The sequence below is a fragment of the Undibacterium cyanobacteriorum genome (assembly GCF_031326225.1).
Taxonomy (GTDB): Bacteria; Pseudomonadota; Gammaproteobacteria; order Burkholderiales; family Burkholderiaceae_D; genus Undibacterium; species Undibacterium cyanobacteriorum.
In genome coordinates this window covers 3,624,011-3,637,006 of the sequence record NZ_CP133720.1, presented here as the reverse complement: position 1 = coordinate 3,637,006, position 12,996 = coordinate 3,624,011, and the positions used below count along the sequence as shown (strand labels likewise).

At 48.9% G+C, this 12,996-nt stretch carries 11 protein-coding genes; all 11 read left to right on the top strand.

What is annotated here, in order from left to right; genetic code table 11:
• Positions 1 to 12: 12 nt before the first annotated feature.
• Positions 13 to 1,182: a phospho-N-acetylmuramoyl-pentapeptide-transferase gene (gene mraY / locus RF679_RS15155; protein ID WP_309481464.1), complete on the top strand. Its 1,170-nt coding sequence runs from the start codon at positions 13 to 15 to the stop codon at positions 1,180 to 1,182.
• 56 nt (positions 1,183 to 1,238) lie between these two features.
• Entirely contained in the window at positions 1,239 to 2,741 is a 1,503-nt protein-coding gene (gene murD / locus RF679_RS15150) for a UDP-N-acetylmuramoyl-L-alanine--D-glutamate ligase (protein WP_309481463.1), read from the top strand.
• A gap of 83 nt (positions 2,742 to 2,824) precedes the next feature.
• Complete coding sequence (ftsW, locus tag RF679_RS15145) at positions 2,825 to 3,958, top strand: putative lipid II flippase FtsW (RefSeq protein ID WP_309484029.1); 1,134 nt, start codon at positions 2,825 to 2,827, stop codon at positions 3,956 to 3,958.
• Complete coding sequence (gene murG, locus RF679_RS15140) at positions 3,955 to 5,052, top strand: undecaprenyldiphospho-muramoylpentapeptide beta-N-acetylglucosaminyltransferase (protein WP_309481462.1); 1,098 nt, start codon at positions 3,955 to 3,957, stop codon at positions 5,050 to 5,052. Before ftsW ends, murG begins: the two co-directional genes overlap by 4 nt.
• Positions 5,053 to 5,110: 58 nt before the next feature.
• On the top strand, positions 5,111 to 6,496 hold the full coding sequence (gene murC / locus RF679_RS15135) for a UDP-N-acetylmuramate--L-alanine ligase (RefSeq protein WP_309481461.1): 1,386 nt from the start codon (positions 5,111 to 5,113) through the stop codon (positions 6,494 to 6,496).
• Positions 6,497 to 6,510: 14 nt separating this feature from the next.
• Positions 6,511 to 7,464 carry a D-alanine--D-alanine ligase gene (locus tag RF679_RS15130; protein WP_309481460.1) on the top strand — a complete coding sequence of 318 codons (954 nt, stop codon included), beginning with the start codon at positions 6,511 to 6,513 and terminating at the stop codon, positions 7,462 to 7,464.
• Positions 7,465 to 7,498: 34 nt separating this feature from the next.
• Positions 7,499 to 8,278, top strand: a complete 780-nt coding sequence (locus tag RF679_RS15125) for a cell division protein FtsQ/DivIB (RefSeq protein ID WP_309481459.1) — start codon at positions 7,499 to 7,501, stop codon at positions 8,276 to 8,278.
• A gap of 135 nt (positions 8,279 to 8,413) precedes the next feature.
• Positions 8,414 to 9,646, top strand: a complete 1,233-nt coding sequence (gene ftsA, locus RF679_RS15120; protein WP_309481458.1) for a cell division protein FtsA — start codon at positions 8,414 to 8,416, stop codon at positions 9,644 to 9,646.
• Positions 9,647 to 9,837: 191 nt separating this feature from the next.
• Positions 9,838 to 11,031 (top strand): cell division protein FtsZ, encoded by a 1,194-nt coding sequence (gene ftsZ, locus RF679_RS15115; RefSeq protein WP_309484028.1) that lies wholly within the window; start codon positions 9,838 to 9,840, stop codon positions 11,029 to 11,031.
• 208 nt (positions 11,032 to 11,239) lie between these two features.
• The gene (locus tag RF679_RS15110) at positions 11,240 to 11,746 is read left to right on the top strand and encodes a peroxiredoxin (protein ID WP_309481457.1); all 507 of its coding nucleotides are present in this window, start codon (positions 11,240 to 11,242) and stop codon (positions 11,744 to 11,746) included.
• Positions 11,747 to 12,056: 310 nt separating this feature from the next.
• Positions 12,057 to 12,992 carry a UDP-3-O-acyl-N-acetylglucosamine deacetylase gene (gene lpxC / locus RF679_RS15105; protein ID WP_309481456.1) on the top strand — a complete coding sequence of 312 codons (936 nt, stop codon included), beginning with the start codon at positions 12,057 to 12,059 and terminating at the stop codon, positions 12,990 to 12,992.
• Positions 12,993 to 12,996 lie beyond the last annotated feature (4 nt).

Sequence of the window (12,996 nt, the reverse complement as noted above, 5' to 3'; positions counted from 1 at the left end):
CTGGAAAATATTATGTTGCTCTGGCTAGCAGAATTAATTAAACAAGACATCGGCTTCATGCGCGTGTTCGGCTTCATCACCTTCCGCGCCGTGTTTGCGACGATGACGGCGATCACGATTGGCTTGGTGGCTGGCCCAGCTGTGATCCGCATGTTGACAAGAATGAAGGTCGGACAAGCAGTGCGGACGGATGGTCCACAAACGCATTTGGTGAAATCAGGTACACCAACCATGGGCGGTGCTTTGATTTTGATCGCGATTGGCATTTCTACATTGTTGTGGTCTGATTTGAGTAACCGTTTCGTGTGGGTCGTCTTGATTGTGACTTTGGGTTTCGGTGCGATCGGTTGGGTTGATGATTATCGTAAAGTCGTTTATCGCGATCCGAACGGCATGGCCTCGCGCGAAAAATTCTTTTGGCAGTCCCTGATCGGTATCGTTGCTGCTGTGTATTTGGCGTTTACTGTATCCGCTCCGACTAATAGCAAAGTGATGGAGTTGTTCTTCGCTTGGGTGCAATCAGGTTTTAGTCTCGATTTGCCTCCTAAAGCTGATTTGATTATTCCTTTCTTCAAAACTTTCAATTATCCACTCGGTGTGTGGGGCTTCATGGCACTCACTTTCTGCGTCATCGTTGGGACCAGCAATGCCGTGAATTTAACTGATGGATTGGACGGTTTGGCGATCATGCCCACCATCATGGTCGGTTCGGCTTTGGGCTTGTTTGCGTATTTGACGGGTCACGCTGGTTATTCCAAATATTTGTTGATTCCCTACATCCCTGGAGCGGGTGAGTTGTTGATTTTCTGTGGCGCGATGGCTGGCGCAGGTTTGGCCTTCTTGTGGTTCAACGCTCATCCGGCGCAAGTGTTTATGGGTGATGTTGGTGCTTTAGCACTCGGCGGCGCATTGGGCACGATTGCGGTCATCGTTCGTCAAGAAGTGGTGCTCTTCATTATGGGCGGCATCTTTGTGGTGGAAACATTCTCGGTCATGTTGCAAGTAACTTACTTCAAATACACCAAGAAAAAGTTTGGTGTGGGTAAGCGGCTGTTCTTGATGGCGCCTTTGCATCATCACTTTGAGCAAAAGGGGTGGAAAGAAACACAAGTTGTCGTGCGCTTTTGGATCATCACGATGTTGTTGGTGTTGTTGGGTTTGTCGTCGTTGAAATTGCGTTGATGCTGGATTGAGATTGCGCCTGCAAAGCATAGAGAATCATTCGGGAAAGTAAGAAGATGAATTTTGTTGAAAAACGTATTCTGGTTGTCGGGCTCGGAGAATCCGGGTTGGCGATGGCGCGTTGGTTGAAGCGCGTCGGCGCGCAACTGCGCGTAGCCGATACGCGTTCACAACCAGATCGTTTGAGTCAATTGCAAGCACTGGCTCCCGAAGCCGAATTTTTTGGTGGTCCTTTGCAAGCCAGTTTGTTGGAGGGCATTGACGCCGTATTTGTGAGCCCTGGTTTGGCACCTCACGGTGAATTGCAAGTCGTCTTGCAGCAAGCCTCTGAACTTGGTGTGCCAGTCTGGGGTGAGCTCGAATTATTCTCCTTAGCCTTAGCCGAACTCAAAGAGACCCAAGCTTATCAACCAAAATTGATCGCCATCACCGGTACCAATGGCAAAACGACCGTAACGAGTTTGACTGGCCAGTTATGTGCTCGCGCTGGTATGCAAACGCGGATTGCTGGCAATATCAGCCCAGCGATGTTGGATGTCTTGTGCGAATGCCTTGATCAAAAAATTTTGCCACAGGTTTGGGTCTTAGAGTTGTCGAGCTTTCAGTTGCATAGCAGTGTGAGCTTCAATCCTGATGTCGCGACCGTGCTGAATGTCACGCAAGATCATTTGGATTGGCACGGCGACATGAAGAATTATTGCGACGATAAAGCCAAGATTTTCGGCACGTCGACGGTTTTGGTATTGAATCGTGATGATGCGCTCGTGATGGCAATGCGCAAACCGCAGCATCAAGACGTCCTGAGTTTTGGTTTTGATGCGCCAAAGAATGATGGCGAATTTGGTTTGCTCGACGAGGGCGGCATGGTGTGGTTGGCATGTGCTAATTCCCCCGAAGAGGAAGAAGGCAGTTCACGCAAGCGTAAGAAAATGCAGGAGGCCGCTGAAGTATTTGTGACGCGCCTGATGCCATCGGATGCGCTAAAGATTCGCGGACAACACAATGCGAGTAACGCACTTGCGGCCTTGGCCTTGTGTCGTAGTATCGGCTTGCCGCTGGCGCCTTTGCTGCACGCATTGCGCGATTACAAAGGCGAGCCCCATCGTGTGGAATTGGTCAATACCATTGGTGATGTCAGCTATTTTGATGACAGCAAGGGGACCAATGTTGGCGCAACAGTTGCTGCTCTGCGTGGTTTAGGAGCTGAAGCCGTTGGTGATGCGCCAAGAATTATTTTGTTAGCAGGTGGTGATGGCAAAGGACAAGACTTCACACCATTGGCCAAACCTGTCATGCAATACGTCAAAGCAGTGTGCTTGATCGGCAAAGATGCGCCCGCCATTCGTGCGGCTTTGGAAGTGACGCAAGTGAATTTGCTCGATTGTCAAAGTTTAGAGCAAGCAGTGGAGAAAGCGGCCGAAATGGCTCAGGCTGGAGACATCGTTTTGTTGTCACCTGCTTGTGCGAGTCTCGACATGTTCAAGAACTACGCACATCGCGCACAAGTCTTTATCGATGCGGTACGTGAAGTTGCATTGAACCGTGGAGAGGTGTGCTGATGAAGCAAATGCTCCTCAACTTGAGCCAATGGCGTCCGTTTGCCAATCAGCAAACCAGCACCCATTTTGTGCAGCGCTCAAAGATGATGGAGTACGACCAACCTTTGGTGTGGGTCACTTTGATTTTGATGGTATTTGGGATGGTGATGGTGTACTCGGCGTCGATCTCTTTACCCGATTCGCCGAAGTATGCCAATTACAAAAATACGCATTTTTTGGTACGCCAAGCGATGTTTATCTTGGTCTCGGTTGCTGCGAGTTTCTTTGTGTTCCGTATCCGTGTGGAAGACTGGCAGAAAGCCGCACCGTATTTGTTCATCATTACCCTCGTGTTGTTGGTGTTAGTGTTGATTCCCGGTGTCGGCAAAGGCGTGAATGGTGCAAAGCGTTGGTTGGCGTTTAAAGGTTTCAACTTGCAACCATCCGAACTGATGAAGTTGTTCATGGTGCTGTATGCCGCAGACTACACAGTGCGCAAACAAGAATACATGCATAAATTGACCAAGGGTTTCTTGCCGATGTTGGTGACAGTTGGTGTGCTGGGATTGTTGCTGCTGTTGGAACCAGATCTTGGTGCTTTCGGTGTGATCGTGTGTATTGCCATGGGAATTTTGTTCTTGGGTGGCATTAACGGTATTTGGTTTGGTGGTATCGCGGCGACTTTGGTGGGCATTTTTACTTCGGTTATTTTGTTATCACCATGGCGTCGTGAACGGATCTTTGCTTATCTCGATCCCTTCCAAGAAGATAATGCCCTGGGTAAAGCCTACCAATTGACACACTCTTTGATCGCATTTGGACGTGGTGAATTGTTTGGCGTAGGTCTCGGCGCCAGTGTCGAGAAATTGCATTACTTGCCGGAGGCGCATACGGACTTTTTGTTGGCGGTGATTGGCGAAGAGCTCGGCTATGTCGGCGTGGTGACGGTGATCTTTTTGTTCTATTGGATTATCAAGCGCGCCTTTGATATTGGCCGCCAGGCGATCGTGCTTGATGCCACCTTCGCTGGCTTGGCCGCGAAGGGAATTGGGATTTGGATCGGCGTGCAGACTTTCATCAATATGGGGGTGAATCTCGGCGTCTTGCCGACCAAAGGTTTGACCTTGCCATTGATGAGTTATGGCGGCTCGGGTGTCTTGATTAACTGTATAGGTTTAACTTTGTTGCTGCGTATTGATTATGAAAATCGCGTGATGATGCGTGGAGGTCGACCATGAGTGGCACGACGAAAGCGAAACATTTGCTCGTGATGGCGGCGGGTACGGGCGGACATATTTTCCCAGGACTCGCTATCGCCGATGAGATGCAGCAGCGTGGTTGGACGGTGTCTTGGCTCGGCACAAAAACTGGCATGGAAGCCGACATCGTCGCTAAGCACGGCATCGCCATGGATCAACTCGATTTCACGGGTTTGCGTGGCAAAGGTTTGAATCACAGCATTACTGGCGGATTCAAATTGATCGCGAGTTTCTTTGCGTGTTTTGGTGTGATGCGTCGTCGTCAACCAAGTGTGGTGTTGGGGATGGGCGGTTATATCACGGTTCCCGGTGGCATCAGCGCTGCTTTGAGTGGTCGACCTGTGGTGTTGATGAACGCCGATGCGCCTTTGCTGTTGTCGAATAAAGCCTTGAAACCATTTGCGAAGAAATTGATGTTCGGTTTGCCTTCGTCGGAACAAGATCGTGCACAAGACGAAGCGAAAGAAATCTTTACTGGCAATCCAATTCGTCGCGATATTACGAATTTACCTGAGCCAGCAAAACGTTACGCCGAGCGCACTGGCCCTTTAAGAATTTTGGTCGTCGGCGGAAGTTTGGGCGCCAAAGCATTGAACGAATGTGTGCCGCAAGCATGGGCCGCTATGCCACTTGAGCAGCGTCCGATCTTGACGCATCAATCGGGCAAGCAACACGTGGAAGGCTTACGTCAGCGCTATGCAGAATTGGGCGTGGAAGCTGAAGTGGTCGATTTCATTCATGACATGCCACGTCGTTATGCAGAAGTTGATTTGGTGATTTGTCGTGCTGGCGCGATCACGGTTTCGGAGTTGACTGCGGCTGGTGTGGCAAGCGTATTGGTGCCTTTGGTGGCATCGAGTACCTCCCACCAAAGAGCGAATGCACAATGGCTGAGTAAAGAAGGTGGTGCGATTCATATGCCGCAAAGTGAAATGACGGCAGAGAAGTTAGCGCAGTTGGTGTTGACGATGAAGCGTGAGCAGTGTTTGGCGATGGCCAATGCTGCCTATGTACAAGGGCGCCGCCAAGCGGTTGATACGATCGCAAAAATTTTGGAAGACCTCGCGATTTAATTCTAAGAATTGAATGAATCAGTGAATAAATCGTCTAGGCTAGAGTGAGAAGAAAAGAATGAAACATAAAGTCAAACATCTGCATTTCGTTGGTATCGGTGGTTCCGGTATGAGCGGTATTGCAGAAGTCCTGTTGAATTTGGGATATGTCATCTCAGGTTCGGACTTGAGTAGCAATGCTGCTTCACAACGCTTGGCAAGTTTAGGCGCGAAAGTGATGTTGGGACATGCAGCAGAGAATATTGCTGGCGCCGATGCGGTGGTAACTTCCACTGCAGTCAAAGCCGACAATCCAGAAGTCGTTGCCGCACGTGAGAAACACATTCCTATTGTGCCGCGAGCTTTAATGTTGACGGAACTGATGCGCTTGAAGAGCGGCATCGCCATCGCTGGCACACACGGTAAAACCACGACAACGAGTTTGGTCGCCAGCATCCTAGCGGAAGGCGGGCTCGATCCTACTTTCGTCATTGGCGGTTTACTCAATAGCGCTGGTGCCAATGCGAAATTGGGCAGCGGCGAATTTATTGTGGCAGAAGCCGATGAATCGGACGCGTCCTTTTTGAATTTGTTACCTGTGATCGAAGTCATTACGAATATCGATGCCGATCATATGGAAACTTATGAACATGATTTTGGAAAACTGAAACAGGCCTTCGTCGACTTCACACACCGCTTGCCATTCTACGGTGTCGCGATGTTGTGTATGGATGACCCTGTGATCCGTGAAATTATGCCGCGCATTAGTAAGCCTATCGTGACTTACGGTTTTCATGAAGAAGCTGAAGTGCGTGCAACGGATGCTTATGCTGCGGATGGCAAGATGCATTTCACCGTGGTACATGAAGGCTACCCCGATATGAAGGTGAGTTTGAATCAACCTGGGATGCACAATGTGCAAAACGCTTGTGCGGCGATTGCGATTGCCCGCGAAGTTGGCGTCGATGATTGCGCGACGCAAAAAGCCTTGAGCGAATTTACCGGCGTCGGCCGTCGTTTTACACGTTATGGCGAAATTGCCTTGCCGAGCGGCGGCAGCTTTGCTTTGGTGGACGACTATGGACATCATCCGGTTGAAATGGCGGCGACTTTGGCTGCAGCACGGGGCGCTTATCCCGGCCGTCGTTTGGTGTTGGCTTTCCAACCGCATCGCTACACGCGGACGCGTGATCTGTTCGAAGATTTCGTTAAGGTGATTTCAAGTGCCGATGCGGTCGTGTTGGCGGAAGTCTATGCCGCAGGTGAAACGCCAATCGTCGCTGCCGATGGACGTGCTTTGACACGTGCGATTCGCGTGCTCGGTAAAGTCGAGCCTGTGTTTGTAGAGAATGTACAAGACTTGCCCGCCAGCTTATTGCAAGTGGCCCGTGATGGCGACGTAGTGATGGTGATGGGTGCAGGTTCAATTAGTGGTGTGCCGGGAAAACTCGCGGCCAAAGCTTGAGACAGGAAAAGACAATGGAATTAAAGCAAATGATGGGTAAAGTTGGTGTCTTGTTTGGTGGTCGTTCCGCTGAGCGTGAAGTGTCGATCATGTCTGGCACCGGAGTGTTGAATGCCTTGCGTAGTCGCGGCATCGACGCACATCCGTTTGATCCTGCGGAGCGCAGTTTGGCTGAGCTGGCCGCTGAAAAGTTTGATCGCGTTTTTATCGCTCTGCATGGTCGCTATGGTGAAGATGGTAGTTTGCAAGGTGCTTTAGAGCAGCTCGGTATTCCGTACACAGGTAGTGGTGTAATGGCGTCTTCGATCGCCATGGACAAAATTTGCAGCAAGAAGATTTGGCTCTACCACCAGTTGAGTACACCGAATTACGCTGTACTCGATGCGAAGACCGATTTGAACAAAGTGGTCGAGCAACTCGGTTTGCCCTTGATCGTTAAACCACCGCATGAAGGATCAACCATTGGCATCACCAAGGTGCGTGCTGCTGCAGAAATTCATTCTGCCTATGCATTGGCGGCCAAGTTCGATGAAGAAGTGTTGGCGGAAGAATTTATCCAAGGACGTGAATTGACCGTGGCTGTCTTGGGTCGTGGTGCAGATGCGTACTCACTGCCATTGATTGAAATCGTTGCGCCTGATGGTAACTACGATTATCAAAATAAATATTTCACGGACGATACGAAATATTTGTGCCCAGCGCCTATCGATGCTGAATTGACGCAACAAATTCAGGCGATGTGTGTACAAGCCTATCGTGCCGTGGGCTGTGAGGGCTGGGCAAGATTGGATGTGTTAGTACGTAGCAGCGACAATAAACCATTCTTGATTGAGATTAATACCTCGCCAGGAATGACTGGTCACTCTTTGGTGCCAATGGCAGCGCGTGCAGCAGGTATGAGTTATGAAGATGTTTGTGTTGAGATCTTGAAGACGGCGCGTCTGAAGATTGTTTCGGACAAGCAATAAGTCGAATCCGTGAGTAGGAAAAAAAGATCTCCGTATGTGGCATGACGCAAAACTCCTTAACGCAACAGCTAACGTTTTGTTTAGTTTGGTGCTGGCTGCGCTGGTGGGTTCTGCGGTGTGGTGGGTGATTCATCGTCCGTTGTTTGATTTAAGCGCTGTGCGGGTGGAAGGGAAGTCAAATCGTGAATTGCGTCATGTGAATGCATTGACGATACGCGATCAAGCGATCCCCCAAGTACAGGGTAATTTTTTTACGACGAATTTGGATCAAGTCAGAGCCGCATTTGAGTCAGTGCCATGGGTGCGCAAGGCCAGTGTGCAACGGGTGTGGCCGAATCGTTTGATCGTGCAATTGGAAGAACATGAAGTGTTAGGAACTTGGGGCGAAGATGGTCGATTAATTTCATCTCAAGGCGATGTGTTCACAGCGAACTTGGCGGAGGCGGAAGATGATGCGCATTTGGTCAAGTTGAGTGGACCGGAAGGCAGTGAGAAAGAGGTATTGCAGCAGTATCGCTTGTTTAAAGAATGGTTTGGCATGCTCAAGTTGAATCCGGAGGAAGTGCAATTGTCGAGTCGCTATGCATGGAGTGTGACTTTAGATAATGGAATGCGTGTTGATTTGGGTCGGGTGCAAGAGGCGAGTAAGTTGAAAACGAGGGTGGATCAATTGGCGCGTGTGTATCCGCAATTGACAACGCGACTAGGTGACAAGATTCTGAATATCGATATGCGTTATCCGAACGGATTAGCACTGAAAACATCGATGCCGGCAAAAATCAGTAATGCCAAGTCGGCGAAAGTAGTGAAGTGAAAAGTAGGTTTAGTCGAACTTGATCGCCAGAATGCAGATATGCAGTGTAGAAGCGACATGCGAATTGAGTGATTGAGCAGAGTAGCAAAGAAAAAATTAGGTTGAAAACTTAAACAATTTGGTAAGTAGGTTGATATGACAAAAGACGCAAAAAACCTGATCGTTGGTCTCGATATCGGAACTTCGAAAATCGTTGCGGTGGTGGCGGAAGTGATGCCGGACGGTCGTCACGAAGTCATCGGGCTTGGACAGCACGAATCGAAAGGTCTGAAGAAGGGCGTGGTCGTGAATATCGAAGCGACCGTCGAATCGATACAACGTGCGTTGGAAGAAGCTGAATTAATGGCTGACTGCAAAATTCGCAATGTCTACACGGGCATCGCTGGTAGCCATATTCGCAGTTTTAATTCTAGCGGCATGGTGGCAATTAAGGACAAAGAAGTCACAGCGATGGATGTGGCGCGCGTCATCGAAACTGCGAAGGCCGTGAATATTCCGACCGACCAACAACTCTTGCATACCCTGCCGCAAGAATTCATCGTTGATAGTCAAGACGATGTGCGTGAACCGATCGGTATGAGCGGTATTCGTCTTGAAGTCAAAGTTCATATCGTCACTGGCGCTGTATCCGCTGTTCAAAATATTGTGAAGTGCGTGCGTCGTTGTGGACTCGAAGTATCTGATTTGATCTTGCAACCGATGGCATCGGCCGATGCTGTGTTGACGAACGATGAAAAAGAACTGGGCGTTGTGTTGATCGACATCGGCGGTGGCACTACCGACGTTGCTGTGTTTAGTGAAGGATCGATTCGTCATACCGCGGTGATTCCGATTGCGGGCGATCAAATCACCAACGATATCGCGATGGCATTGCGCACGCCAACTTCGGAGGCTGAAGAAATTAAATTGCGTTTCGGCGTCGCCAAACAAGTGTTGGCTGATCCTGCTGATACCTTGGAAGTGCCCGGTTTAGGTGACCGTGGCCCACGTTCCTTGTCACGCCAAGCGCTTGCAGCAGTGATCGAACCACGCGTAGAGGAATTGTTCGCTTTAGTGCATCAAGTCGTGCGTGAATCCGGATACGAAGATGTACTGTCGTCAGGCATCGTGTTGACCGGTGGATCTTCGACCATGCAAGGCATGGTCGAAATGGCTGAAGACATCTTCTTAAAACCTGCGCGTTTGGGTATGCCAGCGTACTCAGGTCAGTTGGCGGACGTGGTCAGAAGTCCGCGTTACGCGACGGTGTTAGGTTTATTGTTGGAGGCAAAAAAGCAGTACATGCGAGGTCACTTGGTGACGCGTCAAGCAGGTTCTGCGAGTGCAGTTTGGCAGCGTATGAAAGAGTGGTTTCAAGGGAATTTTTGAAGCATCGGTTTTTTTGAAAAAAAATTGTTTGTATTTGTTAGTTTTCGAGACGAAATAGGGCGATTTACTGCAGATTTTTCACAAAAGTTTGCTGTAATCATTTTATAATGGTGTTTACTACAGTTTTTATTCGCTAGACGTCACATCGGGTGAAGCTTAGCGAGTGAGATCTGCCTTATGGGGGATTCATGATGGAGTTCGATATGATCGATAACGCTACACAGGGCACAGTCATTAAAGTCGTTGGTGTCGGTGGCGCAGGTGGTAATGCAGTTCAGCACATGATTAACAAAGGTGTTTCTGGTGTCGAGTTCATCGCCGCCAACACTGATTCTCAAGCGCTTGCACAATCCAAAGCTCATAACGTGATCCAAATCGGTGAAACTGGTTTGGGTGCTGGTATGCGCCCAGAGGTTGGTCGCCAACTCGCTGAAGAATCCCGCACTCGCATCGAAGATGCTTTGCGTGGTGCGCACATGGTCTTCATCGCTGCAGGTATGGGTGGTGGTACTGGCACAGGCGCAGCACCGGTCGTCGCTGAAATTGCGAAAGAACAAGGCGCATTGACGGTCGCAGTTGTTTCCAAACCATTCTCTTACGAAGGTAAGAAATGCATGGATATCGCTGATGAAGGCTTGGATGCTTTGTCCAAACATGTCGATTCTTTGATCATCATCCTCAACGAAAAACTCGAAGAGATTTACGAAGACGACAGCATGATCGAATGGTTAGGTCATGCTGATAACGTTTTGAATAACGCGGTGGCAGGTATCGCTGAAATCATTAACGTACCGGGCCATATCAATGTCGACTTCAATGACGTGAAGACGATCATGGGTGAACAAGGCAAGGCGATGATGGGTACAGCGACGGCCTCTGGCGTTGATCGCGCACGTATCGCCGCTGAGCAAGCTGTGGCATCCCCATTGTTAGACGGTATCGATCTGTCTGGCGCGCGTGGCGTGTTGGTCAACGTGACTGCAAGCCGTAGCTTGAAAGGTAAAGAAATCAAAGAAGTGATGGCGGCGGTTCGTGCTTTCGCTGCACCCGATGCTTCCATCGCACAAGGTATTGCGTACGACGAGAACATGGGTGATGAGATCCGCGTCACTGTGGTTGCGACTGGCTTGGGTCGTGGTAAGAAAAATATCCAGCTCGTGCAAACTCCAGTACTGCGTACCGGTACGAATGATGAGCCAGTGATGATGGCGTCCCCAATGGCAACGACTGTGAGCAAGCCAAGCGCAGGTGCAAGCGCTGGTTTTGATTCCTTGACCAAGCCAGCAGTATGGCGTCACTCTGCAACTGAGCAAGTACGTGCCTTAGAAAAGAATGGCATGGAAACTTACGACATTCCAGCGTTCCTGCGTAAGCAAGCCGACTAAGCGATATAAGCATGGAGGGGGGGCGGTAAGTACCGCTTCGTAGAAGTTCTAAATGTTCAAAAAAGCCAGCGTAAAAGCTGGCTTTTTTGCTTTCTGCAGGAAATGAAAGTTTCAGGCATACTTGTGTTTTATTTTTGGCTTTGAAGCGGAAGTTAAACTTCTATTTCAAACAGCCTTTGTCTGAAAAACTTTATTTTGGGAGCGCAATATGAGCATTAAGATCGGTGATACTTTACCTGCAGGTAGCTTGGCTGAATTTATCGATGTAGAGACAGAAGGCTGCTCCTTGGGCCCAAACACTTTTAACGTTGCAGACCTTACCAAAGGTAAAACGATTGCCATTTTTGGTTTGCCAGGCGCGTACACACCGACCTGTTCTGCTAAACACGTACCAGGTTATGTCGAACACGCAGCAGCCCTAAAAGCAAAGGGTGTCGATGAGATCTGGTGTATTTCTGTAAACGACGCATTTGTGATGGGTGCGTGGGGGCGTGATCAAAAAGCCACTGGCATCGTACGTATGATGGCCGACGGTAATGCTGCATTCTCTAAGGCTCTTGGCTTGGATGCAGATTTCAGCAAATTTGGCATGGGCACACGTTCACAACGCTATTCCATGTTGGTCGTTGATGGTGTGGTCAAGCAGCTCAACGTTGAAGAAGGCGGCGCATTCGCAGTTTCTAATGCTGAAACGATGTTGGCACAGCTAGCTTAAGCTCGATCAGTTTTAGTCCAATTCGATTACTTATCATCGCCATACAAAAGACGCACGGTGCTCTAATGCACTGTGCGTTTGTTTTTTTGTGTTCCGAGATTTGAAACTTGTTTTTGTAGCACGAACTTCGCTTACTTATACTTAAGCGCATCGACAGGTTTATAATTTTAGTTTTGCTGATTTGTTTGCCTTTGTTTCCATCGATAGTGAACAAAGTGAACTCGTTTCTTCGCCTTCACTTTGTTCTACAAGAGTGATCGGCGCTACACCATAAAACACCTCATATCCAACCTCTATCTATTTTCCAGCCATGCTAAAACAAAAGACCATTAAAAAAGAAGTAAAAACGGTGGGCGTTGGAGTGCATTCGGGCACAAAAGTCACGTTGACTTTGAAGCCTGCGCCAGTCGACACCGGCATCGTTTTTACGCGCGTCGATCTGGAGCCGCCAGTGGTTTTTCCAGCGACGGCGACCAATATCGGTGATACCAAAATGGCGTCCACGTTGACAATGGATGGTGCCAAAGTTTCGACTGTTGAGCATTTATTGTCGGCATGTGCGGGTTTAGGCATCGATAATTTATACATCGATGTGAGTGCTGAAGAAATTCCGATCATGGATGGATCAGCTTCTTCTTTTGTCTATTTGATTCAACAAGGTGGTTTGCAAGAGCAAGATGCACCGCGTAAATTCATTCGTGTGTTAAAACCCGTTGAGATCCGCGAGGGGACAGGTAAGAGTGAAAAATGGGCGCGTTTAGAACCCTACGACGGTTTCAAATTACATTTTTTCATCGAATTTAATCATCCTGCAGTGGATGGTACTAGCCAGACTGCGGAAGTGGATTTTGAAAAAGTATCGTATGTCAAAGACGTGGCGAGGGCGCGAACCTTTGGCTTCATGCAAGACGTCGAGATGCTGCGTGGCATCGGTTTGGCGCGCGGTGGTTCGTTTGAGAATGCGATTGTGATGGATGAATATCGAATTCTGAATGCAGATGGCCTGCGTTTTGATGATGAGTTTGTACGCCACAAAATTCTGGATGCGATCGGTGATTTATATTTGATCGGGCATCCATTCCTCGCGAGCTATACAGCGCATAAATCTGGCCATGGCTTGAATAATCAATTGCTGCGTGTCTTGTTATCGCAGCCAGATGCCTATGAAATTGTTAGCTTTGATGAAATCAACAAGGCGCCTGTTTCTTATGCTGACATTGATCAGCGTGAATGGGCTTTGAGCTGACTAA

What these genes read in the sequence shown, in the direction of transcription:
- mraY (WP_309481464.1), top strand. Translation starts at nt 13, where the DNA reads ATGTTGCTCTGGCTAGCAGAATTAATTAAACAAGACATCGGCTTCATG.
- murD (WP_309481463.1), top strand. Translation starts at nt 1,239, where the DNA reads ATGAATTTTGTTGAAAAACGTATTCTGGTTGTCGGGCTCGGAGAATCC.
- ftsW (WP_309484029.1), top strand. Translation starts at nt 2,825, where the DNA reads ATGATGGAGTACGACCAACCTTTGGTGTGGGTCACTTTGATTTTGATG.
- murG (WP_309481462.1), top strand. Translation starts at nt 3,955, where the DNA reads ATGAGTGGCACGACGAAAGCGAAACATTTGCTCGTGATGGCGGCGGGT.
- murC (WP_309481461.1), top strand. Translation starts at nt 5,111, where the DNA reads ATGAAACATAAAGTCAAACATCTGCATTTCGTTGGTATCGGTGGTTCC.
- RF679_RS15130 (WP_309481460.1), top strand. Translation starts at nt 6,511, where the DNA reads ATGGAATTAAAGCAAATGATGGGTAAAGTTGGTGTCTTGTTTGGTGGT.
- RF679_RS15125 (WP_309481459.1), top strand. Translation starts at nt 7,499, where the DNA reads ATGTGGCATGACGCAAAACTCCTTAACGCAACAGCTAACGTTTTGTTT.
- ftsA (WP_309481458.1), top strand. Translation starts at nt 8,414, where the DNA reads ATGACAAAAGACGCAAAAAACCTGATCGTTGGTCTCGATATCGGAACT.
- ftsZ (WP_309484028.1), top strand. Translation starts at nt 9,838, where the DNA reads ATGGAGTTCGATATGATCGATAACGCTACACAGGGCACAGTCATTAAA.
- RF679_RS15110 (WP_309481457.1), top strand. Translation starts at nt 11,240, where the DNA reads ATGAGCATTAAGATCGGTGATACTTTACCTGCAGGTAGCTTGGCTGAA.
- lpxC (WP_309481456.1), top strand. Translation starts at nt 12,057, where the DNA reads ATGCTAAAACAAAAGACCATTAAAAAAGAAGTAAAAACGGTGGGCGTT.